Annotated in this window: 21 protein-coding genes and 3 pseudogenes; 10 read left to right on the forward strand and 14 right to left on the reverse strand. The window is 47.1% G+C overall.

Annotated elements, in window-relative coordinates:
* The first annotated feature begins 206 nt into the window (after positions 1–206).
* On the forward strand, positions 207–1,703 hold the full coding sequence (locus tag ACYCSE_RS07060; RefSeq protein WP_459701899.1) for a phospholipase D family protein: 1,497 nt from the start codon (positions 207–209) through the stop codon (positions 1,701–1,703).
* Between the two features lie 34 nt (positions 1,704–1,737).
* Here the strand turns inward: ACYCSE_RS07060 and cls are convergent, their stop codons facing one another.
* Positions 1,738–3,249: a cardiolipin synthase gene (gene cls, locus ACYCSE_RS07065; protein ID WP_039271582.1), complete on the reverse strand. Its 1,512-nt coding sequence runs from the start codon at positions 3,247–3,249 to the stop codon at positions 1,738–1,740.
* 205 nt (positions 3,250–3,454) lie between these two features.
* Between cls and ACYCSE_RS07070 the strand changes: the two genes are divergently transcribed.
* The 4 genes from ACYCSE_RS07070 to ACYCSE_RS07085 are packed head-to-tail and all read left to right on the forward strand — an operon-like array spanning position 3,455 to position 5,737.
* Entirely contained in the window at positions 3,455–4,048 is a 594-nt protein-coding gene (locus ACYCSE_RS07070) for a TetR/AcrR family transcriptional regulator (protein ID WP_322155121.1), read from the forward strand.
* 44 nt (positions 4,049–4,092) lie between these two features.
* Positions 4,093–4,434 carry a DMT family transporter gene (locus tag ACYCSE_RS07075; RefSeq protein ID WP_039271586.1) on the forward strand — a complete coding sequence of 114 codons (342 nt, stop codon included), beginning with the start codon at positions 4,093–4,095 and terminating at the stop codon, positions 4,432–4,434.
* Entirely contained in the window at positions 4,434–4,748 is a 315-nt protein-coding gene (locus ACYCSE_RS07080; protein WP_013312355.1) for a DMT family transporter, read from the forward strand. The genes ACYCSE_RS07075 and ACYCSE_RS07080 overlap by 1 nt, the downstream gene beginning before the upstream one ends.
* A gap of 56 nt (positions 4,749–4,804) precedes the next feature.
* Positions 4,805–5,737 (forward strand): 1-phosphofructokinase family hexose kinase, encoded by a 933-nt coding sequence (locus ACYCSE_RS07085; RefSeq protein WP_459701900.1) that lies wholly within the window; start codon positions 4,805–4,807, stop codon positions 5,735–5,737.
* A 105-nt stretch (positions 5,738–5,842) separates the two neighbouring features.
* Here the strand turns inward: ACYCSE_RS07085 and ACYCSE_RS07090 are convergent.
* Positions 5,843–6,040: pseudogene (locus tag ACYCSE_RS07090) on the reverse strand (Lrp/AsnC ligand binding domain-containing protein); the annotation flags it as partial.
* Positions 6,041–6,042: 2 nt separating this feature from the next.
* Here ACYCSE_RS07090 and ACYCSE_RS07095 point away from each other — a divergent pair.
* Together ACYCSE_RS07095 and ACYCSE_RS07100 are read left to right on the forward strand one after the other, a co-directional pair.
* Positions 6,043–6,228: pseudogene (locus ACYCSE_RS07095) on the forward strand (VOC family protein); the annotation flags it as partial.
* A gap of 170 nt (positions 6,229–6,398) precedes the next feature.
* Complete coding sequence (locus tag ACYCSE_RS07100; protein WP_250266835.1) at positions 6,399–6,656, forward strand: DUF3592 domain-containing protein; 258 nt, start codon at positions 6,399–6,401, stop codon at positions 6,654–6,656.
* Positions 6,657–6,667: 11 nt separating this feature from the next.
* Here ACYCSE_RS07100 and ACYCSE_RS07105 read toward each other — a convergent pair whose 3' ends face one another.
* Positions 6,668–7,282: a LysE/ArgO family amino acid transporter gene (locus ACYCSE_RS07105; protein ID WP_039271593.1), complete on the reverse strand. Its 615-nt coding sequence runs from the start codon at positions 7,280–7,282 to the stop codon at positions 6,668–6,670.
* Between the two features lie 85 nt (positions 7,283–7,367).
* A complete protein-coding gene (gene mobA, locus ACYCSE_RS07110; protein ID WP_039271594.1) occupies positions 7,368–8,048 on the reverse strand; it encodes a molybdenum cofactor guanylyltransferase in 681 nt (226 codons plus the stop codon).
* Positions 8,049–8,245: 197 nt separating this feature from the next.
* Here mobA and ACYCSE_RS07115 point away from each other — a divergent pair.
* Positions 8,246–9,468, forward strand: a pseudogene (locus ACYCSE_RS07115) (MFS transporter).
* A 180-nt stretch (positions 9,469–9,648) separates the two neighbouring features.
* On the opposite strand, the gene ACYCSE_RS07120 reads toward ACYCSE_RS07115, so the two are convergent.
* Positions 9,649–11,328, reverse strand: coding sequence for a glutamine--tRNA ligase/YqeY domain fusion protein (locus tag ACYCSE_RS07120; RefSeq protein ID WP_039272163.1), 1,680 nt, complete (start codon positions 11,326–11,328; stop codon positions 9,649–9,651).
* Positions 11,329–11,535: 207 nt separating this feature from the next.
* Here ACYCSE_RS07120 and ACYCSE_RS07125 point away from each other — a divergent pair, with 207 nt between their 5' ends.
* Complete coding sequence (locus ACYCSE_RS07125; RefSeq protein ID WP_039271598.1) at positions 11,536–12,261, forward strand: hypothetical protein; 726 nt, start codon at positions 11,536–11,538, stop codon at positions 12,259–12,261.
* An 84-nt stretch (positions 12,262–12,345) separates the two neighbouring features.
* On the forward strand, positions 12,346–12,894 hold the full coding sequence (locus ACYCSE_RS07130) for a GNAT family N-acetyltransferase (RefSeq protein ID WP_028540721.1): 549 nt from the start codon (positions 12,346–12,348) through the stop codon (positions 12,892–12,894).
* 97 nt (positions 12,895–12,991) lie between these two features.
* Here the strand turns inward: ACYCSE_RS07130 and ACYCSE_RS07135 are convergent, their stop codons facing one another.
* The 9 genes from ACYCSE_RS07135 to ACYCSE_RS07175 form a co-directional block, all read right to left on the reverse strand.
* Complete coding sequence (locus tag ACYCSE_RS07135; RefSeq protein WP_039271600.1) at positions 12,992–13,486, reverse strand: GNAT family N-acetyltransferase; 495 nt, start codon at positions 13,484–13,486, stop codon at positions 12,992–12,994.
* A 103-nt stretch (positions 13,487–13,589) separates the two neighbouring features.
* On the reverse strand, positions 13,590–14,840 hold the full coding sequence (locus ACYCSE_RS07140) for an MFS transporter (protein WP_069290563.1): 1,251 nt from the start codon (positions 14,838–14,840) through the stop codon (positions 13,590–13,592).
* 46 nt (positions 14,841–14,886) lie between these two features.
* Entirely contained in the window at positions 14,887–17,019 is a 2,133-nt protein-coding gene (locus ACYCSE_RS07145) for a molybdopterin-containing oxidoreductase family protein (RefSeq protein ID WP_322172893.1), read from the reverse strand.
* Between the two features lie 373 nt (positions 17,020–17,392).
* On the reverse strand, positions 17,393–18,226 hold the full coding sequence (locus ACYCSE_RS07150; RefSeq protein ID WP_155765235.1) for a formate/nitrite transporter family protein: 834 nt from the start codon (positions 18,224–18,226) through the stop codon (positions 17,393–17,395).
* A 387-nt stretch (positions 18,227–18,613) separates the two neighbouring features.
* Positions 18,614–19,975 carry an FAD-dependent oxidoreductase gene (locus ACYCSE_RS07155; RefSeq protein ID WP_069290565.1) on the reverse strand — a complete coding sequence of 454 codons (1,362 nt, stop codon included), beginning with the start codon at positions 19,973–19,975 and terminating at the stop codon, positions 18,614–18,616.
* Between the two features lie 390 nt (positions 19,976–20,365).
* Positions 20,366–20,842 carry a glutathione peroxidase gene (locus ACYCSE_RS07160; RefSeq protein ID WP_039271605.1) on the reverse strand — a complete coding sequence of 159 codons (477 nt, stop codon included), beginning with the start codon at positions 20,840–20,842 and terminating at the stop codon, positions 20,366–20,368.
* A gap of 87 nt (positions 20,843–20,929) precedes the next feature.
* A complete protein-coding gene (locus ACYCSE_RS07165) occupies positions 20,930–21,733 on the reverse strand; it encodes a hypothetical protein (RefSeq protein ID WP_459701901.1) in 804 nt (267 codons plus the stop codon).
* 12 nt (positions 21,734–21,745) lie between these two features.
* Positions 21,746–22,639 carry an ABC transporter ATP-binding protein gene (locus tag ACYCSE_RS07170; protein ID WP_459701902.1) on the reverse strand — a complete coding sequence of 298 codons (894 nt, stop codon included), beginning with the start codon at positions 22,637–22,639 and terminating at the stop codon, positions 21,746–21,748.
* A gap of 231 nt (positions 22,640–22,870) precedes the next feature.
* Complete coding sequence (locus ACYCSE_RS07175) at positions 22,871–23,890, reverse strand: LLM class flavin-dependent oxidoreductase (protein ID WP_459701903.1); 1,020 nt, start codon at positions 23,888–23,890, stop codon at positions 22,871–22,873.
* Positions 23,891–23,990: the final 100 nt, after the last annotated feature.

Below are 23,990 nucleotides of genomic sequence, written 5' to 3' on the forward strand. Positions count from 1 at the left end.
TTTCTATATATTAAATTATAGGGCATACTTCCTATAAAGGACATATGTCCTCAACGAATAGTAAAACATCCTCCAATTCATTCCATTCAGCATCCGCTTCAATCCTGCACACTTGCGTTAATAACTTGACAGTATCCCATCATAAAACTGCATGTTCCGGCACGATAAAATGGAATGCAGCATTCAATTGAGGAGTTGATCGTCATATGACTACACGTGATCCGCTGCATTCTGTGCCGGAATATCAAAGAAGAACTGAGAAAAAGGGTCGGGCTTTTAAAATCGCCATTCTGGTACTTATCCTCTGGCTGATTGCCGTCATGCTGTATCAGACCCATAAACCATTGCCTCCGTTCGTCTCTTATGAGAGTCAGGAGTATTCGACCCATGAGGTAAACTTCTGGACAGATTTGACCTATCCCACCGGGGATGGAAGCACTGCACAGCATGAAGGTCAAATTTTGAATCGTATGCTCGGGATCATTGATGAAGCTGAGCAATTTATTGTCATCGACCTATTTCTGTTCAATGACTATAAGCATAAAGGTCAGCACTTCCCCCAAGTCAGCGCACAAATGACCGATTATCTTATTGCCAAAAAGAAAGCTCATCCGGATATGCCTATCTTTTTCATTACAGATGAAGTCAATACCAACTACAATTCTGCCCCCAATCCTTTGTTGGAGAATATGAAGCGAGCAGGGATTCAAGTCGTGCAGACCGATGTAGACCCGTTGCGGGACTCCACCCCCATCTATTCGGCAGTGTGGCGTACCTTTTTCCAATGGTTCGGGCAGCAGGGCACAGGTTGGATTCCCAACCTGATGGCCAGTGACGGACCTGATGTTACGGCTCGCTCCTATCTTAAGCTGTTGAACGTCAAGGCCAATCACCGAAAATTGGTTGCCAACGAACAGACAGCGCTCATTTCTACAGGCAACGTGCACGACGCGAGCGCCTATCACTCCAATGTAGCGCTGGAGGTGAAGGGGCCTATCATCGGAGACATTTTACAAACAGAGCAGGCGGTATTGGACTTTTCGGGCGGTGGACAGCTTCCTGCCTATACACCACAGGCGGAACCCAAAGTTCCATCGAGTGAGGACAGCTATCGGATCAAATATCTAACTGAGGGCAAGGTGTACACCTCAGTTCTGGATGGCATTGCGCAGACGAAGAAAGGTGACAGCATTCATATGGGCATGTTTTATTTGGCTGACCGCAAAGTATTGAACAGCCTGCTGGATGCCTCTGCCCGCGGTGTAAACATCCAATTGCTGCTGGACCCCAATGAAAACGCGTTTGGTCAGGAAAAAATCGGCATCCCCAATCGTCCGGTTGCCCAGGAGTTGTCCGATAAATCGGGCGGGAACATTCAAATTCGCTGGTATCATACCACCCATGAGCAGTTCCATACCAAACTGATTTATATCGCCAAGGCGCAAGGAGAGCATATCATTTGGGGTGGCTCTACCAATCTGACCCCCCGTAATCTGGATGATTTGAATCTGGAAAATGAGTTGTGGGTGGCCGCTCCGGCGGACAGCAAGCTGACCCGACAGGTTGCGGCCTATTTTGATAAGCTATGGAATAATCAGGGGGCTGAATACAGTTTGGATCTAGCAGCTTACGAGGATCATTCAACATTTTGGAAAGATATTATATACCGTCTACAGGATATTTTAGGCTTTACTACATTTTAACTACGGGATACTGCTGTAGCGAATTCGTTTATGCTTACAGCAGCGGTGAAAGCAGCCGCGCGAGCGATTCCATCAAACGTTTGAACAGACGTTTTTTCATGAATTCTTCGCGTACGATCAGACTGGCAGAGTGCAAATCTCGTTCGTAGTCTGTTACCATCTGCTGCACACTGTGCGTTTGAATTAACAGAGCGTTAACTTCAAAATTTAAATGAAAGCTACGCATATCCATATTGGCTGTCCCAATCGTCGCAACTTCCCCGTCAATGATAAGGAGCTTGGAGTGGAGGAACCCCTTCTCATATTCATATACCTTGACTCCAACCTCCAGTAACGACTGGAAATACGAATGAGACGCGAGAAACGGTAGCCATTTATCCGGTTTTGCGGGAAACAGAATACGCACGTCCAACCCGGACAATGCAGCCATCCGTAAGGCAGTCAGGATATCTTCATCCGGGATAAAATAAGGAGTGGCAATCCAGACTGATTTTCGGGCGGACGTGATCATGGAGAAAAAGAGATTTTTGAGCACTCTCCGCTCATTATCCGGGCCACTGGCAATAATCTGCACGCCTCCGTCCGTAATGGGTTCAATATTGGGAGACAGATATTCGCTATCGAGCACCGACTCACCCGTCATGTGAAGCCAATCTTGTAGAAATATAAGCTGCAACGTCCGTACAGCTTCGCCCTTCACAATCATATGCGTATCACGCCAAAAGCCATAGGCTTTGTTGCGGCTGAGATACTCATCTCCCACATTTAGACCGCCAATTAATCCAATATTACCGTCGATGACTACAATTTTACGGTGATTACGATAGTTTACCCGGCTGGAGAAGAACAAGATCCGAGCGCCGCCGTACGCAACAACCTCTACTCCTGCATCTCTCATTTCCTTCAAAAATGACTTCGACAACTGAATACTGCCCACCGCATCGTACATAAACCGAACCTTAACACCCGCTTTAGCCTTTTCGATCAGAATTTTTTGAATGCTGGTACCGATATCATCCGACCGGAAAATGTAATATTCCATATGGATATGATGCTGCGCCTTGCGCAGTTCTTCCAGCAAAGTGGAGAAGGTTTCATCTCCATTGTTCAGAATTTGAGTTTCTGTCGCAAAATAAATCGGGGAGCGGGCCAGTCTGCGGGCCAAACGCATTAACTGCTGCTGCTCACCTGTAAAGCAGGTCAGATCTCGTTTGACTCGCAAAGCATCCTTTTCTATGCGGTCGTAAGCCTGTTGGTCACGCAATGCCTTTTTATCATACTTGCGACGCTTGAATACATTTTGCCCAAACAGAAAATAAAGAGGAAGTCCAACGACTGGCAGCAATGCCAGCAGCAAAATCCAGGACATCGTAGTGGAGGGATTACGATTCTCCGTAAAAATAATCAGACTGATGGAGATCACTGTCAGGGTGGAAAAAATACTGATGACAGTTCCTTCATTTTTGCCGATGTAATTAAACAAGCCAAAATAATAAATAATAAACACCATAGCCGCGATCAATACGGCCAGTAAGCTTCGCCTCATAACTAACCTCACTTCCAGTGGACTGCATTTGACAAGTATTCTTCATTATATTGTACATGAGCCCCTTATTTCTTCCCACTTTTTTATTAAAATGTTGATAAAAAAAATCCAAAGAAAAGCTTTATACAAAACGCAATGATGCTGGGTTGACACTTACTTTTTTTCGTGCAAGAATAAACTAACGAACGTTAGGTAGGTGACAATAATGGGGATGGAAGAGATTCGAAAGGCCGCTCTTTTTCAATTTGCCACCAATGGGTATGAGGGAGCCTCCTTGAGCAGTATTGCCGCTGAGGTCGGTATCCGAAAACCGTCTATATACGCGCATTTCCAAGGCAAGGAGGATCTGTTTCTACAGGTGGCTAGGTACGCTTTTCAAGAGCAGAATTTACGTATTTTCGAATACTTTACGGAACGTAAAGATCAGCCGCTTAAGCATACCCTGCATGACTTCTTGTTTTGGATGGGACAGGAATATGAGAGCAACGACTCAGCCAAGTTTATGCTTCGCTTTTCCTTCTTTCCGCCTGTATCGTTGTATCACGAGGTGCTGGATATTGTTAATCCTTTTCTGGATAAAATGGAGCGAAAATTAACTCGCCGCCTCCGGAATACACGGGATCGGGAACCCTTTGGGCATATGGAGCCAGTGGATGTGGCTTTGGCTTACATGACCCTGGTGGACGGGGTCATGGTGGAGCTCCTGTACAGTGGAAGCATCAACTACCACCGAAGGCTGAACGCTGCATGGCCTATTTTTTGGCGTGGGATTACGTTAACCTCACCTCATGAAGCGTGAAGCCGTCGAACTTATAAAATTTATTTTTAAGGAGAACATTCATCATGAATCGCAGTTGGATTTACGTTTTTGTTGGAGGTCTGATTGAGGTTGTATGGGTATCGGGTTTGAAGCATGCGGACTCTATACTCGCCTGGATTGTAACGGTGCTGGCCGTGGTGGCCAGCTTTTATTTAATCATGAAGGCTGCGAACCGACTGCCTGTAGGCACAGTGTATGCTGTATTCACCGGACTAGGGACGGGGGGAACAGTCGTAGGCGAAATGCTACTATTCGGAGAACCGTTTCAATGGTCCAAAACGCTATTAATCGCCCTTTTGCTGGCAGGTGTGGTCGGCCTGAAGTTAGTTACCGACCGTGATGTTCAGGAAGGGAGTGGCGCATAATGGCTTGGATTGCATTGGTTATCGCGGGGTGCTCGGAAGTGTTAGGAGTCATCGGTATGAAGGGAGTTACGGTGGGCAAAGGCTGGAAGTCCTTAGTGCTTATGGTCCTATCCTTTGTTCTTAGCTTCTCTCTACTCAGCTATGCCATGAAAAGTTTGCCTATGGGCACCTCCTATGCCGTATGGACAGGCATAGGAACGGTTGGCAGCACGATTACAGGCATGTTCTTGTACGGTGAACAAAAAAGCGTACTGCGCGTTTTATTCATCGCCATGATTCTTGCCGCAGCGTTGGGATTAAAGCTGATATCTTAGCATGAGCGAATGGCATCAAATATTGCAAATTGCTGATCTTAAAGGAGTGATGCCTTGTGATTACCACCGTAACGCTTAACGCGGCTGTGGATAAAATCTACATGGTTGCAGGCTTCGGTTTGAATGCCGTTCACCGCATTGAAGGCGGCCTGACGGTGCCGGGCGGCAAGGGCGTGAATGCCGCCCGCGTCATCCGCTCGCTAGGCGAGCCTGTACGAGCGACCGGGTTTGCTGCCGGACACACGGGACGGCTGCTCATTGACGGGTTGAGCGCAGAAGGCGTAAGCGCCGATTTCATTGAAACGGCACATGGGGAGACCCGTCTCGCCATTACCGTGCTCGACCCGTCCGCGCGCACGCAGACCGAGCTGATTGAGAGCGGACCGACCGTTGGGCCGCTTGAATTAGCCGCACTGCGGCGCAAAATTGAGACCCTTGCCGAGGATTCGGCTTGGGTCGTCCTCTCCGGCAGCCTGCCACCCGGCTGCCCGCCCGATCTGTACGCCGAGCTGTGCACGCTGGCGAAGGCGCGCGGCGCGCGGGTAGCGCTGGATGCGAGCGGTGAGGCGCTGCGCTTGGGCTTGCGCGGAAAGCCCGACCTCGTGAAGCCTAACGAGGACGAGGCCGCTCGCTTCGCGGGAATCGACGCAGCGCGTCCGGATGCCGCTGAAGCGGCGGCAGCAAAGCTGCTGGAAGCCGGAGCGCAGCTGGCCGTCATCTCGCTCGGCGCGCGCGGGGCGCTGGCGGTAACGCACGATGCGCGCTACCGCGTGAGCCTGCCAGACGCGGACATTGTCAGCGCGCTCGGCAGCGGTGACGCTATGGTCGCCGGGCTGGTCACCGGCGCAGCTACGGGGCTGGATCTCCCTGCCATGCTACGGCAGGGAGCGGCCTGCGGCACAGCAGCAGCTCTGCACGCCATGGCCGGGAAGATCGAGCTCCAGGACGTGAAGCGTCTGGAGCAGGGCATTACGGTGACGCTGTTGTAATTCAGCGTCACTTTTTTTTATTTCATCCAAGCATTCGCTTATCTTCATTTCACAAATACAGTTATTCCGAATGCTCTATATTCCAAATGTGGGTTTTCGAGTTGCTTACAGCAAAACCCTGTTTTCCAGTATATTTTTCATACAAATATGCGACTTCGAAGGCCCCAGCTTAACTAATGAATCCTGAAGCTCTGCAATTTCCTCTACCGACGCGGTTTGTACCTTAATGAGATAATTAAATTCCCCACTGATGCGAAATAAATCAGTGACTTCCTTCGCCTCTCTACAAAATTCAACCAACTCTTAATGTGGATGAAATATATCAAAAAGCCCTTGCCCACGGAACAAGAACCTTTGTGGAACCCAATCAGCTTACACTTGGCGAACCTCCTCTAGTTGTAACAAATGCATTAGTCCACAGCCCCAATGGTGAGGTTATCGAATTTATCGAGGATGTTGATTTTGATATGTCCTTATCTAGCAATAAGTAATTCTCATAGCTATTAAAAAAATCCACTTCCCGGTGAAGTAGGATCATTTTATATTCCATACAGCTCTGTCGTTATCTCTATGGAAGAATTAAACGGTTCCTAAAAAACATCCGATATATTGATTATCGCTTTGTTTAAAGGAGTAGATTATCATCTCAATTGATTTCAATGTGTATTGGTTTCATTTTAGTTCCGAATTGCTGATGCCATTGTTCAGCTTGATTGGACTGCTACTCATCTATAGCACCAACCTAAGCCTCAACCGGGTTGGCAGCAAGATTAAGGTATTATACAATCCATCTAACCCTCGGGACGCCCGAATTGCAGGCGGTGTAAATGGTGCAGGCTGTCTGGCCTTTATGCTGTTTTTGATCGGTGTTCCCTTTGCTTTGAGCGGGGTATTCGCTGTATTAAAATTTTTCTTCTAACCAGGTTTGGATCACATACTGGTAATAAAATTTATCGCCATATACATTGCCAGGCCTAAAATAATCAGTGCCGATATTTTGTTGAGCACAGTCCCAAACTTCCCTTCTGAATCCATACGTCCCACGAGACGCCCTGCCGTTGCCAGACCGATAAACCATATCCAAGATACGGACACGGCGGCCAGACCAAAGGCCCAGCGTTCCCCGCCGTCATATTGAAGGGAGCTGGTTCCAATTACGCCAACCGTGTCGAGTATGGCATGTGGATTCAATAGCGATACCGAAGCGGCAAAAATCATCTGGCGTTTCGGCCGCATCGCCTGACTTTCTCCCGAGGAAGCTGCCTTCGATCTCCATAAAGTCCAGGCCATGTACAGCAGAAACAAACAGCCCGCCGCATAGAGTACGTTCGTGAGCCATAGAAATTGCTGCAAAATAAGGGACACGCCCCCAACCGCAAGCGTGATCAGGATTGTATCACAGACACCCGCTGTAATGACAGCAGGCAGTGCATTGCGAAATCGCGACTGGGACGCCCCCTGATTAAACACAAATACATTTTGTACCCCCAAAGGCAAAATCAATCCCAATGCCAATAAAACGGCATGTATAATAGCTTCCAGCATAATTATATTCCCCCAAATTTAGTCCATCATATTTCTCTAGTATTTGCTCTCCTAAATAGTCCTCGCGCAGGAAGCTTGTACGTTTCTAATCCTCTCGTATTTCTTTTAAATTCTTCACGTTCTGCGTGTTCTGTTGTACACTATGCTTCAACTGCTCTAACGCAAGCTCGTAGTCCCGCGGATTATTCATATTGAACGCGGCCTTATGCCACATGTCTTCACTCACCCGCGGCAAATCCTCTACGGTCGCATAACGAACGTTCAGCTTGTTCAACCAATCGGTGAGACGAAGCTGTCTATTGCGCAAACATTCCTCGGCAGACGGCAGCACGCTCCGATGGTACACAGCCAGCAACGGATGTATACGTCCATCCATAGAAGGTATTACTGCTTGCAATGTTGGTTCCGTCGTTCCATGCAACTCCGTCCATTTCTCAGTTACAACGAGCAGGTCTTGCAGCACCTCTAGCTGTATAAAAGGCATATCACAAGCGACAACCATTCCCCACTCCGTAGTAGATGCAGATAATCCCGCATGAATACCGCTTAGGGGTCCCATACCTGGAAAAACATCAGACACAGTTTCCATACCACTCAGACCATATCCTTGGTTGTCACGAGTGACTATTACAACCCGCTGGGCAACCTGCTGCAATGTAGTATACGTCCGTTCAAGCATAGTGGCTCCATTGATCTCAAGCAAAGCCTTATCCTGTCCCATTCGGCTGGAACGTCCTCCTGCGACGATAATACCAGTCACTTTCACAAATAAATCCTCCTTTTTTTTCAGAAAACAATTGCAAATATGCATATGAATTTTTGAACAAAATTTAATTATTACATAATTGTTAATTTATTGGTTTGTTAACCCTTTCAACACATGATACATTGGAATAAAGAACCTCCCCACAGATCGGCATCGATGCGCAGTTCTCTATCGGGCTAAGAAAGGAATGGCTTGTCTTGCAAAAGAGAGAAATTCAAGAGACTCCTCTATATTCCTTAAAACTGTATAATTTTTTTCTATATGGAGCTATGGTCATTTTCTCCAGCTTCTTCCCGTTGTATCTGCAAGATATCGGCATGGACAAGCTGGAGATCGGGAGTCTGATGGCCATCGGGCCTTTTGTATCCGTATTTGCGAACCCTTTTTGGGGCTATACAAGCGACCGGAGCCGTAACCTCCGACGTATTCTGCTATTTATGATTATAGGTACCTTGTTATTGCTACAAGCTTTGTTTCATGTCCATACGTATATCATGATTTATGTGTCGATGATTGGTTTTTATTTTTTCCAAAGCCCTTTATTTGCGCAAAGCAACAGCCTGATTCTCAGTTATATTGAGGGCACAGACCGGAAATTTGGTGCATTCCGTATATGGGGCTCTTTCGGTTGGGCAGTGACAGCAGCAGTTGCCGGCATAGTTATTGACCAAACGGGGATATCCAGCATATCCACCATCTTTACGGTACTTCTTCTGGCTGCTTTGATCTGCACCTTGTCGATTCCACCACTGAAAAGCACTGTGGAGACAGCAACCATCCATTTACGCGGCTTTGGCAGTGTTTTAATGAACGGATACTTTATATCCTTTATTTTATTGGGCATCCTTGTATCCATCCCGAATTCGATCAACAGCGCCTTTATGTCCCTGTACATCACCGAGCTGGGTGGGTCCAAACAGATGCTTGGTTTTGCTGTTTTTATGTCATCGGTATTCGAAATTATTGTATTTTTGCTGTTTGATCGCTTCTTGAAGAAAAGAATGACTGTGATGGTCGGCTGTTTGGCACTCGTCAGTTTGCTGTTTGCCTTACGTTGGGAACTGATGGCTCTGGCCACAGACCCGATTCAGATTGTGTTCATTCAGGCACTTCATTGCGTCACCTTCGGTGGATACTTCTATGTAGGCACCCAGTTGACCGTCCTATTTACCCCTGCAGCATACCGATCATCCGGACAGGCCGTATATACCTTGACCTGGAGTGGTATATCCGGTATCGTAGCAGGTTTTGCGGGAGGATGGCTATTCCAGAACTTTGGTGGAGAAATGATGTACCATGCAGGGGTGTTCTTCGCCCTACTTGGATCTGCGGGATTCGCTATCATGTGGTATATGCTGTACAAGAACGGTTATCAGCCAGGACTGCCAGCGGGCACAAACGAATAGAAGAAGCCCCTTAACAACACTAGAGGAATGAGCTATCCTCCCTTCTGGCTCGTTAGCAAAGACAATAGAGTATCGTCAAGTCAATGATCATGTATAAAGAGTGTGCATGCGTAAAATAAAGGAGTCTGCCGACGGCAGACTCCTTTTCAACTTGGTCGCACGAAGCTACCATCTCTCCCACACTTTCCACCAGCCTATTGCTTAGGCAATTGGAAAGAGCTTTTCAACGATACAACACGGTTAAATACAGGCTTACCCGGTTGGGAAAGCTTCGGATCGACACTGAAATAACCATGACGGAAAAATTGGAACTTGTCCTGTGATTGAGCTTCTTTCATGTTCGGCTCGACATAACCATGAGCAATTTCTAAAGAGTTCGGGTTCAATTGGTCAAGGAATGTTTTTTCCGATGCATCCTCTTCAATCTCTTCCGTGTTCTCTGCGTTAATCAAAGGCTCATACAAACGGAATTCGGCAGGTACAGCCTGAGTAGCCTCTACCCAGTGGATCGTGCCTTTCACTTTACGTCCAGTAAAGCCTGATCCGCTCTTGGTTTCTACATCATAGGTACAGTGGATTTCCGTTACATTTCCGTCTGCGTCCTTAATCACATCGTTACATTTAATGAAGTAAGCATGCTTGAGACGTACTTCATTACCAGGGAACAAACGGAAGTATTTGCTCGGCGGATTTTCCATGAAGTCCTCACGCTCAATATAAATCTCACGGGAAAACGGAATTTGACGTGTACCGAGTTCCGGATTTTCAGTATTGTTTTCCGCCTCCAGCATTTCAACTTGTCCTTCAGGATAGTTTGTGATAACTACCTTCAACGGATCTATGACTGCCATGGTGCGGGGTGCCTTAAGCTTCAAATCCTCACGTACAAAATGCTCCAGCACCTGCAAATCGATGACTCCGTAGGCTTTGGAAATGCCTGTCTCATATACGAAGTTGCGGATGGCTTCCGGCGTGTAGCCGCGACGACGTAAACCGGAAATCGTCGGCATACGCGGATCATCCCAACCATCTACGTGCTTTTCATCGACCAGAAGCTTGAGCTTACGCTTGCTGGTTACGGTTTGAGCCAGGTTCAGCCGTCCAAATTCGTATTGGTGCGGTACCTTTTCCATCTCACATTCAGCTACAACCCAATCATACAGCGGGCGCTGATCTTCGAATTCCAGCGAACAGAGTGAGTGCGTTACTCCCTCAATCGCATCTTCCAGCGGATGAGCATAGGAGTACATTGGATAGATACACCATGTGTCGCCTGTATTGTGATGTGCTGTGTGTGAAATGCGGTAAATAACCGGATCACGTAAATTAATATTTCCTGAAGCCATATCAATTTTGGCACGCAGCACCTTTTCACCATTTTGGTATTTGCCTGCACGCATCTCTTCAAACAGCTTCAGATTATCTTCCACACTGCGATCCCGATAAGGGCTATTTTGCCCCGGTTCGGTCAATGTGCCACGAGTTTCACGGATTTGGTCCGCGCTTTGATCATCCACGTAGGCTTTACCCTTTTGGATCAGCAGGATGGCACGCTTGTACATTTCTTCGAAATAATTGGAGGCAAAATGTTTTTCCTCCCATTCATAACCGAGCCACTTCACGTCCTCCTGAATGGAGTTCACGTATTCCGTGTCTTCCTTCGCCGGATTGGTGTCGTCAAAACGCAAATTTGTGCGTCCTCCGAATTCATCTCCCAACGAGAAATTGATCCAGATAGCTTTGGCATGTCCAATATGCAAATATCCGTTTGGTTCAGGCGGAAATCGTGTAACGACCTCCTTTACCTTACCCGTACGTAAATCCTCTTCAATAACATTTTTAATAAAATTGGGGGGAGTGATCGGCTTCTCCACGCTAATCAACCTTTCTTCCGTATAATCTGTGTAAAACCTGTTCCCTTAAATATACCCTTTCACACCGCATAACTCAATAAAATGAAAATCCTTATGCTCTCTTCAGCAAAAAAAGTGACAAGTTATGAAAAAGAGTTAACATTTTCGGCAAATAAATTCGTTATAGTGTATATATCTTTTATTTTGCCCGGAAAAGGAGACCCACCCGTGTTTAAGCTGCTCATTGTGATCCTGCTGTCTATGCTTTTGTCCTCTTCCGTCATGACTTCCGGCCATCCTTCATCGGACCCAGTGAACGAAACCGTACAATCTCGTCCGCTAGCCAGCGCTCCAGAAGACTCATCCGTCCGCTTATATGCCGTTAATCCGTCACAGGGATTATTCCAATCAGCTGTACTGGAAATCGGCCAGCAACGCCGCACATTCCGATGGTCAGGCTCGGCGGATATCTCCACCGCACCACAATTATTTTACAGGGATGTGAACGGGGATGGTGTCCGTGAAGCCGTCGTGATCCTCACGCGTGCCTCGGGAACGGGTGTCGAATTGCAGGAATTGCATATTGTTAACGCACGCACGATGGAAGAATATGCGGTCGAATCGGCAGTAGATGCTGTGTCCCAGCGCGTACATAGCTCAGTGGAGCTACGTGACCACAACCGCCAGGTTCATATTGCTGTCACGATTGACGGTGTTACACACACGATAAACCCTAAAGCATCCGTATTTTACGATGATCCAGCCCAATTTACAAAGTATCTCGATTTTAGTTCTGTCGTAATGTATGATGCTGAACAGCTTCCTCTGCAAGCCACTGTATCTGGCAGTGTATCCCCAACCGAATTTGTAGGGGATTTGGATCTAAAATATGTATACGAGCATGAACGGTTCCGGGTGGGACCTATTGAATTTGAAGCTTCCTCTCCCTTTTGACGACTCTCGCAGAATAAGGTAGCATGGGATTAAATGCTAGACTGGCTGGTTTAGCGATTTTCCGAGTGAAAGAGGGGATCAATCATGTTTACATATGCGTTGGACGAACGCACAGTCCTTCGGCCGCTCACCAAGGAGCATGTGCAGCCTCTGTTTGAGCTGATCGAAATGTCCCGTGATCGCCTGCGTCAATGGCTTCCATGGGTAGACTCTACCACGGAAATCAGCCACACAGAGCAGTTCGTGCAGGGCGCCTTGAAACAAGCCGCAGAGAACGGTAGTCTGACCGCCGGAATTTGGATAGACAACGAGCTTGCTGGCATCATCAGCTACCATGAGATCAATTGGACTCACCGCTCCGTTAGCATCGGTTACTGGCTTGGACACGGGTACGAAGGACAAGGTCTAATGACCAGCGCCTGCCGCGTATTCGTTGAATATGCTTTGATGGAGCTGGACTTGCATCGGGTCGAAATCCGTTGCGCAACTACGAACCGCCGCAGCCGCGGTATTCCGGAACGTTTGGGCTTTGTGCTCGAAGGCATTGTACGCGAAGCGGAATTGCTGCCCGACGGCTACATGAACCACGCAGTGTACGGTATGCTCCAAAATGAATGGAAGCAACTTCGGTAATAATGTATTGTACAACAACGCCGCAGACCTGATCAGGTCTGCGGCGTTGTTGGTTTAGGCCGGGCATACAACCGAATTGCTGTCTGTAGCCTCCCGCCTATTTCAAGAAATAGGCCATTAACACATCATCTACGAATTGGCCTGCTATGTAAAACTCCTCATGCAAACGTCCTTCAATCGCGAAACCGCTTTTTTCATAAAACATAAGGGCTTCCGTGTTGCATGAGAGTACACGCAAACTCAACTTACGTATGCCCTCCGCAGCTGCAATGTCCTTCATGGAGTTCATAAGGGCCGTCCCAATACCTTTGCGATGATAAGCTGGATGTACAGCTATATTTATTTCGAGTACATGACAGTTACTAGCCAACAGCGTTGGAGGACGAAATCCAATATACCCGCAGAGTACTTCCTGTTCGATGGCAACCAGTTGAGAGCCTGGAGGCGTATTGCGCAGAAACTCTCCACGCGACTTCCAAGACAATGAAGCGGGAGCCGTGCGTTCATTCCATACCAATTCATCCAGCGCGATCAGATCAGGAGCATCCTTCATCTCCGAATGACGTATCGTCAAGGGTTGACTTGTAAACAATTCCTTTCAATCCTTCCTGTGAAGGCTTTCCTGAAGCAATAACTACAACCATCCGTCACTATTGTACCATAATCACAGCATATTACTGCACTTTTATTAGGACTTAAGAACTGGGAGCATCCACCTTGGACGTCGTAGTATCCAAAGTATCCGAATGATGCCGGAAACGGTTCAACCAGCTATGCAGGACGAAAAACAGGATCGACAACACCGCTACGCCTGATGCCAGCCAAAGTGTAGGCGGTAACCCACCGCCATCATACAACTTCCCCATAATATAAGGCCCCATTACCCGTCCGGCTGCGCCAATGCCCCCCACAAGCCCAATGTAAAAGGGTGCACCCCGACCTCCATGATCAGACAGAAATGCTGGAACCGCAGGTGCAATCAGCATTTCTCCCAGGGTCGCGAGAACCATAGCGAATATCATTCCAGTATAGTTCTGTGTGCCCAGCATGACAATATAAGCCGCCAAATAAAATCCTCCGGCCCATGTCATTTGCGCTGAAGCGTGATGAGCGTACAGTCGTTTTATCCAAAAAATAATGGGTTGTGCGGCAAAAATAAGGATACCATTCAGTGTCCATAGTAATCCATACATCGTTTTAGGCAAGCCCTGCTCAATAATATGGGGAGACACTCCTGTATTCCAGATCGAATTCCCGAACCATAAAAAAAGCGAACCTAACCCCACAAAGAGATACAGTCTGGTATCACGAAACAGCAATCGAGCTGGTATTTCCTCTCTTTTTTTCACGGACTTACTGAGCTGCACTTCTCCCTCTTCCCGATCCACCCTGCTTAGATAAGACCAGAAAAACCCGGCAAATACCGCAGAGGTCACTCCGTTCATCACAAAGCTGAGCTGATAGGAAAGGTCAGCCAGAACGCCACTCAATCCCGTACCCACTGCAACCCCAATATTGTTAGCGACATAAATAATATTAAACAGCTCACCACGACGGTCAGCAAAACGAAAACCTACAAAGGCCTGAATCGCAGGCACAGATACGACATTAAAAAAACCGATAAAGCCCATCATGATGACAAACGCTACCCAATGACCACTGGTAAATGGAAGCGCGAGAAGTCCCAGCGCGTTCATCGCGAGTGAGCCAACAATCAGTTTCTTGGCTCCAATACGGTGATAGAGGGCTCCGCCCAGCACTTGACCAAAAATTCCGCCCAGAGATTGCACTAAAATCGCAATCCCTGCATCTCCCATACTACGGTTTAGCTCGTCAAACACATACATGCTAACCAACGGCCACATCAGGGAACTTCCAGCGGAATTAATCAGACTAGCAACGAGAAACACTTTCACTTCTTTCGGATAAGACTCCAACCATTTCATATCTTTTGTTTCTCCTTTTGCATCTGACGCCATAAAAGGCATTATCTCATTGGCGCTTCACATTCACCACCGTTGAGAAGAAAGTAGCCCCCTGTCCCATATCCGACAGCCGATCAGAGGTTAACACATTGGCACGCTGTCTGCGTCCTTTGCCTTCCCACCATAATCCCTGACTAATCACTGTACCGGGCAGCATTAGATCAGTGACTTTCGCTTTCAGCTCATACGTCCCTCGATCATTCCATACGGTAACCGGGTCCCCATCCGCGATGTCCCTTGTCTGAGCATCCTCCGGGTGAATTTGTAGCAAGGGCTCCCGCTCCAGTCGCTGATGCTTGGGCAAGTTAGCGAAAGTAGAATTCAGAAAATTATGGTTTGGCGGTGAAATAAACATTAATGGATATCGCTCGTCCGCTTGCGGTCGATGCTCTCCGTCGTACCCTTCAATCAGCGGCACATAAGAAGGCATCGCGGGCAGATCTGCTTGTTTCATTTTTTCCGAATACAACTCAATCTTGCCTGAAGGCGTGGTTAAACGATCCAAATAAGTAGCCTTTGGCGTCATATCGAGCTTTACAAAAGGTGACTTCTTTAAGGCTTCCAAAGTTACACCGTTGAGATAAGGGTTCGTTGGATTATCAAGCGCGCCCACTATCATGTCCTCTTCACTTTCCGTAAAGGCAGCTTCGTCAAAGCCCATAGCCCGTCCGAGCAGGCTAAACAGCTCATAATTGCTTTTGCTTTCCCCGAGCGGAGCAATGACGGGTTCCTGCATCTGAACATAGTGATGCCAGTAGGATTTATATAGGTCTGTACCTTCAAAGGAAGACGCTGCAGGCAGCACAATATCGGCATAACGGGCCGTATCCGTAAGAAACAGGTCATGAACGACTGTGAACAAATCCTCTCGTCCAAATCCTTCAGTCACCCGTTCCGAATCGGGGGCTACAACTACCGGGTTACTGCAGTATACGAATAACGCCTTAATCGGCTGTTCCTTCTGTAGCAGCGCTTCTCCGATCCGGTTCATGTTGATCACCCGTGCATCCGGATTCTGTCGCAGATCAGGACGCGCCAGATTGGCGCCGTTAAACTTGCCATAAGCGCCATTAGAGCGTGACGCTCCCCCGCCGTGCTTCAGCCATTGTCCAGTGAGCGCAGGCAAGCATGTAACCGCACGTACGTTCATACCGCCATTATCATGATGCTGAAGCCCATTGCCGATATTGATATACGCTGCTCGCGCAGTTCCGTACATTTCCGCCAAACGGATGATATCCGCTTCCGGTACGCCGGTAATCCGCGAAACTCGCTCTGGTGTATATGTCTTAACATGCTCGCGCAGTTCCTCATGGCCTACCGTGTAGCGATGTAAAAACTCGTCGTCCGTCAGTCCCTGAGCGAACAGCACATTCATAACACCCAGCGCGAGCGCCGTATCCGTCCCCGGATATAACGGAATGAACCAATCCGCCCATTGCGCCGTCCGGTTGCGATGAACGTCAATAACGACTACCTTAGCACCTTTTTTACGTGCTTTCTCAGCCAAAACGACCTGATGCATGTTGGTGCTAATGACATTTCCACCCCACACAATAATGAGGTCTGCATCCTCCGTGTCCTCCGGGCTGGTGCCGCCCTTAAAACCCATAACGGACGCCCAGCCTTCATTCCCTGCCACGCTACATATCGTCTGATCCAGTTGGCTTGAACCCAGCGCATTAAAAAATCGGCGGTCCATTCCATCCACACTCAATACGCCCATATTGCCATAAAAGCTGTAGGGGAGAATAGATTCCGGTCCGTCCATACGTATCAGCTCCTTGAACCGACCTGTAATGGTATCGACTGCCTCCTCCCAGCTAATACGTTCAAATTTTCCTTCTCCTTTGGGGCCTATACGTTTCAACGGATAGAGCACCCGATCAGGATCATATACCCGCTCCGTCATATTGCGAACTTTGTTACAAATAGCCCCTTTGGTAATAGGATGATCCGGGTTCCCAGTCACCTTGACTATCTTTCCATTTTCCTTGTGAAGCAGGAGCCCACACGTATCCGGGCAATCTAACGGGCATACAGCCGGAAAAATACCATCCTGCTGCTCCGTCATCCGCTGCCCCCTTTGTAAGTCTTGTTGAAGCGTGGCCTCAGGAGGCGCGCTATTACGATGATCCATAGTGTTGATGCTCCTTTCCGTTACCGTTTCCAAAAATTACACTGATCTTATCATATCCACAGCTTTGGCCTATGGCAAGAGAAGGATTTCCCCACACAGCCGCTCTCCAAAATATTAAAAAAATCCGTCTGCTGCATAGAGCAAACCGGATTTTTTAAGAATCATAATTTTTTTCCGACATCCTGTTTCATCATATCTTACCGAGGGTAAAAGAGATCAAGGCATTATGGGACGAGAGCACACTCATCCTCCATGCCAAATCATGGACCACTCCCAAAAAAATCCGCCATGACAGGTTTCGTTCCCCCGGGCCTGTCATGGCGGATTTGCTTTGTTCATTGCTGTTTAAAGTACCGTAATTAAGCAGGATCACTCAACGGATTTGATGTGCAACCGAAGAAGTAGTTGGAGATTCATTCGCTGGAAGTGCGTTGGTTTGAGGCTTTTTCAAATAGGCCAACCAGTAGGCTCCAGCCACAAACAGGCTACCTCCTACCAAATTCCCCAGCCAGACCGGAATGAAGTTCATAACATAATCTGCCCACGAAAAGTGACCTGCAAAAATAGCCGCCGGAATGAGAAACATATTGGCAACAACGTGCTGAAATCCAATAGCGACAAAGGCCATTGTCGGGAACCAAATCCCCATGATTTTGCCACCGATAGAGTCTGTGCTATATGCCAGCCATACAGCCAGTGCTACGAGCCAGTTACATCCTATACCCGATATAAAAGACTGCAAAAAGCTTTCATGTAGCTTATGTCCTGCCATATCCACCACTTTGTCCAGATAAGGGCCCGTTTCTGTCAAACCCAGCACATGCCCAAAGAAAAATGCAACGAATAACGCACCTGCAAAATTACTGAGCGTAATAATCGCCAAGTTACGAAGCAAGGCTCCTGTCTTAATCCGTCCTGCCCATCTCGCCAAAGGGACCGCCATCATATTGCCGGTCAGCAATTCTCCGCCGGCGATCAAAACTAATACCAGACCTACGGGGAACACCGCAGCTCCAATAAAGGTGGCAATGCTTCCCCATTCTTTAGGCGCACTTGCAATAACACGTATATCCAGCAAAAAACCGAGTGCAATAAATGCACCTGCCAAAAATCCCAGTACCACCGCCACAGTCCACGGGTTGTTCGCCTTGGCCACTCCTGTTTCCACCGTCTTTTCAGCAATTTGCCCCGGTTTATAGCTCGCCATATGTCCCCGCTCCTTTAATATCTTTTTACTAAAATATTCTTCTTTCATATTTTATTTAAAATCAGTGATTATGTTTGTGAAAAAAATCACTTTCTCAACTATAAAAAAAACAGCCCTTGGAAAAAGGACTGTCTTTCTGTATTATTACATCTACTGCGCTACTACGCGCTTTACATTTAGTTGTATTCTTCCTTTTCAACTGCTCTCAAGAACCAAATAACTCCACCGAGGCCTACCAGGGCCACGACTACAAGAAAAAGGATATAAAACAAATCCATAAGCTACTTACCCCCTAATCCTTATGCTACTCTATATTGTACTATAAGGATTCGTCCGTACGTCTCAGATTGTTGACAAACTTATGAACAATGTCACAGACAAATCTAATTATACAGTAACTGGGTTCCGTTCGGATATTGTAGGCAATGCTTGCAAGCCTGCTGCATTCAGGAAATTCCAAGGCTTGTTATAATGCGGCTGGAAGAAGAAATCGACAAAGGCCAACTGGTCAATGGTCATATGATTTTGAATGGCTACGGATAGTGTGTTAATGGATTGAGTCAAATCCACCTTCGACATAATTTGAGCCCCCAAAATTCTTCGTGTCTCCTGCTCATATACCACTTTCAGTAATACCTTTTCGGAGGTTGGCATAAATTCAGGCCGGTAGCTGTCCTCAATGGTTACAGCTTCTACAGTCATGCCTTCGTCCGTTGCCGCCGCTTCCGTCAAGCCTGTTCCTGCGATATTGTCTTCGTAAATTTTGATACCCGAAGTTCCTTGGGTTCCCATGTAGGCAATCGTTGGTTGTACCAGATTACGTGCTACCAGCGTACCCATACGAACTGCGTTGGTTGCCAAAGGGATATAAGCCGTTTTACCTGTCGGATTATAGCGGATTGCACAACTATCACCTGCTGCAAACACGTCCGGGCAGCTACTTTGCATATAGTTATCCACAATGATCGCACCGTTAGGCAACATATCTACCTGACCTTTGAGCAGATCCGTTTGAGGTCGGAAACCGATGCAGAGAATAACAAGCTCTGTTTCATATTCTCCTTTAGAGGTCACGACTTTACTCACCTTACCGTTCGTACCCTCAAAACGACTCACCGTTTCGCCAAGTACCAGCTTAATGCCATGTTCCTTCAGGGAACTTTCAATTCGGTCTGTATACTCATGGTCCAAATACTTATTCAATATACGATCAGCACTGTCGATCAGCGTTACGTTTTTACCGTTCATTTGGAAAGCTTCTACCAGTTCAACACCAATGTATCCAGCCCCGACGACTGTAATGTTCTGTACGTGCTGGGCTTTCTCAATGATATCATTGGAATGATTATAGTTTTTACAGAGCAAAATATGATCAAGTTCAATGCCCTCCAGCTTTGGAATAATGGGCCATGATCCTGTGGTCACAATCAATTTATCAAATGTGTCTGTAAATTCTTCACCTGTTTGGAGATTACGTGCATGCAGCGTCTTGCCTGCCGTATCCACACTCGTTACCTCGTGAAGCATCTTGGTCACTACACCCAAGTCAGACAGTTGATCTGGAGACGAATAAAACAGGCCGTGTGGATCTTTAACGACACCACCTACATACAGGGCAATACCACAAGATAAAAATGAAATATTATCATTACGCTCGTAAACGGTAATTTCTGCATCTGGATAACATTTAGCTGTGTTGACGATAGCTGCCGTGCCTGCGTGTGTACATCCGATAACTGCTACTTTCATGTAAAATTCCTCCTTGGTGTGTGGGCATAAAATGTATAATAATTGTGAATAGTTTCACGTAAACAGCTCGTTTGCGTTTGTGATTTATTTCACTTCATGCGCTTATTATAGTGTGATATTTTTCACATTACAATAGCTTTTCGTGATATTCACAATTTGTCCACATTTAAAAAAGAAAGGATATACAAAATCAACGGTTTGCTGAAATATTTTTTTGCTCCATTCAGTTTTCCCTGTAAGCCCCCTGATTATGCCCTTGGAATCGACTTTCACATGATGCGCCCCCCTTAAACAAATGCACATGTAGAGAACAAAAAAAGGTCCGTTTCCCGGAGACACGCAGGAAATCAGACCTTTTTAAACATATACTTTGGAGTTAAGGCAAAGCTACTATAACAATTGCTCAATGGCTGCTTTCATCGCTTCTGGTGACTCCTTCGGTTCAAAACGACCCACAGGTACACCTTCACGATTCACAATGAATTTCGTGAAATTCCACTGAATTGTTCCATCTTCCTGTTCTCCAGGCTGTTGCTTTTTCAAATATTCAAACAGAGGCGCTGTATCCGGTCCGTTGACGTCCACTTTGGCGAATACCGGGAAACTAACCCCGTAATTCAGTTGGCAAAATTCAGCCGCTTCCTCGCTGCTGCCCGGCTCCTGACCGCCAAATTGGTTGCAAGGAAAGCCTAATACAACTAATCCCCGATCCTTATATTCATCATAAAGCTTTTGCAAATCCCCATATTGCGGGGTAAGGCCACATTTACTGGCGGTATTCGCAATAACCAGCACCTTACCGGTGTAAGTATCCAGAGAAACCTCCTGATTCGCTGGTGTTACGGCATTATGTGAATAGACAGACATACAGTATCCTCCTTCGTGTCGCTTGGTTTAGGTTACATAACCTATTTTAACCAAAACGTGGCGGACATGCCAACATCCGCAGATCCTTTACCGTGATGCCATCACTTCGAGTCTGCGTGCTTCACGTTCGGAAGCGGACATTTTTGGGCAAGCATAACAATACCGCTGGCCTCCACCTGTCTTGTAATATTGGCAACAGGACGGTTTCATGTAGGTATTTTCACCGGGGCGGTAAGGATTGTCCAATTCAATGAGACGAATCGTAAACGGATTTCTTTTACGTCCGAATACCTCTCCCTTCAGCTCACGTGTCACATAAATATAATCTTGTTCAAAGCGCTCCACATCCTGAGGATCAGTCAACGATGGCTGTACTCTATCCTTAAAATACAGCAATGTCAACGGAAACTGTCCCCACATTTGCCCAATAGATGCGCTTCCCACTGCAGCTATTGCCTCCATTATGGGCCGCATCTGCAAACTGTAAAAGTCACGTAACACTTGCTGAGCCTGTTCGGAAGAATGGTCATCCCCATTGTTCCGCGTATTGTCCAGCTCTGTGAGATCGATGACCTGGATGCTAATAGAGGGATATTGACCTTCATAACAAATATGAAATCTGAGATTAGATACGGACAGATCCAAACGGCGTTCACACAGTGACACCATAAAATGCTGTGCAAACACGAGACCACGCAACTGGTTCACAAAATAAACGGCTGCGGTTAAATCGTCTTCAGCACGCAGAAGATCGCCGTAATACTCCATCACAGAACGGATCTTCTCTGGTTCAAGCCATTCGGCCACTGGCCCGGAATATACTGCATCCTCCGGCGTGACTCTCACTATTTTCGCTAGTTGCTCAAGCTGATCGTAATCCAGTGGTTTCATGGTATGTCCTCTTTAACCTCTTGCCGCTACTTGTGCTCTAGCATCACGTCGCTCAGCAACAGAACCTATGAGTTTCTTATCTTCCACATTCATTTCTTTTACTGCTTGGCTCACCGCAGGCTGTCCAGCCAAAGCATACGGAAGACAGAGCGGTACACCCGTACGAGGATCTGTTACAATATCCGCCTCAATCCCGAACACCTCACGCAGCACATCAGGGGACATAACCTCTGTTGGAGTTCCTACCGCCTCGGCCTTCCCCTTTTTGATTGCAATCATATGCTGAGCATACCGGGCGGCATGGTTTAAATCATGCACGACCATAACAATGGTACGCTTCTCCGAAGTATTTAGATACTCTAGCAAATGCAGCACTTCCAGTTGATGTGCCATATCTAAAAATGTCGTCGGCTCATCCAGAAATAAAATATCCGTATCCTGCGCAAGCGCCATAGCAATCCAGGCACGCTGACGCTGACCGCCAGAAAGCTGATCAATCGGACGATCGTGGAACTCGCTCATTCCCGTTACTTGAATGGCCCACTCCACCATTTTGCGATCTTCCGCTTTCATAGAACCAAAACCTTTTTGATAGGGAAAACGTCCGTAAGATACCAGTTCCGTCACAGTTAATCCTTCCGGTGCAGTCGGATTTTGTGGCAAAATAGCCAGCTGCTTAGCTACTTCCCGGGTGGATTGCTTATGAATGGATTTACCGTCAAGCAGAACACTGCCGCCCTTAGGATTCATGATGCGAGCCATCGTCTTCAGAATGGTGGACTTGCCAGAACCATTTGCGCCCACCAAGGCTGTGATTTTCCCTTGCGGTATTTCTACGTTCAGATCTTCTACAATCAATCGATCTTCATAAGCAATATCCAGATTTGCCGTTTTCAGACGAAACATTTGGAATCATCCCTTTCCCTTATCCAATATATATAGTCACGGGCTTAACGCACGACTTTCATCAAAACTTCATTCTATCTTTATATAATAAAGATATTGATAATCATTATCAAGTGTTAACTGGTTTATTTCCTATATCATACAGTGCATATCATCCAATATTCCCTCAAAAAATTCAAAAAAAGATCACAGCTCCTCGGAGCTGTGATCTTTTAAATTCGGCGAATCGCATTATGACTGTACAGAAGACAGTCCAAATGCTTCAGCCATGAGACGTATAGATTTCATTTTGGCATCAAAGTCGTGAATAATGCTCGCAACCATGATCTCCTGTGCATTATAGTCCTTACTTAATTGCTCAATCTGACGCTTCACCTGTTCGGGCGAACCGACCACCATACGTTTGCGATTCTCACGAATCCGCATCCGGTCAAACGGCGTATACGGATACGCCAGTGCCTTTTCGACGGAAGGTGTTCCAGCGGAGCGCATTCCCTGCTCTAATAGAACAAGAGACAAGTCCATACTGGAAGCCAACCGATTCGCCTCCTCTTCGGTATCCGCACAGATCGCAAATACGGCAACAAGCGAACGTGGTTGGTCACTATGCTGGGAAGGCTGGAAGCTTTCCTGGTATTCCTTCATAGCCCCTGTGCCGCCTTCACCATTAATGAACTGCGCAAACGCAAAGCCCACGCCACGCTCGGCTGCCAAACCTGCGCTATCACCACTGGAGCCGAGCAACCACATTTCCGGTACAGTTTCTATAAGCGGCATCGCCTGTAGCGAACCGAAACGGTGATTATTGCCTGTGCTGTCATGTAAATAAGCTAACAGGTCATCCAACTGCTCAGGGTATAGATCTACACCACCTCGCATTTTGCCTTCTTGCAGGGCTCTGGTAGCAATCGGCATTCCTCCGGGCGCTCGTCCCAGACCTAAATCAATGCGTCCCGGATACAATCCCTCCAGCACACGGAAGTTTTCCGCTACTTTATAAGCGCTGTAATGGGGCAGCATCACACCACCCGACCCCACTCGAATGGCCCGGGTACGTGCGGCCAGATGTGAAATCAGTACCTCCGGACTGGAGCCTGCGAGATTTGCGGCAGAATGATGCTCTGATACCCAAAAGCGATGGTAACCCAAGCGTTCCGCCTCTATAGCAAGATCAGCGGTCTTTTGTAATGCCTGCGCATGTGTCATGCCTTCCGATACCGGAGATTGGTCAAGAATGCTGAGTTTTATCATAAAAGTCTGACCTTTCTATTTGGGAATAAGGATAGGCATTAATTATAGCACGCGTAGCCACAGTTACCAAAGAGGGGCCCATATCCATTTTATAGTGGAA

The sequence above is a fragment of the Paenibacillus sp. SEL1 genome (assembly GCF_054602535.1).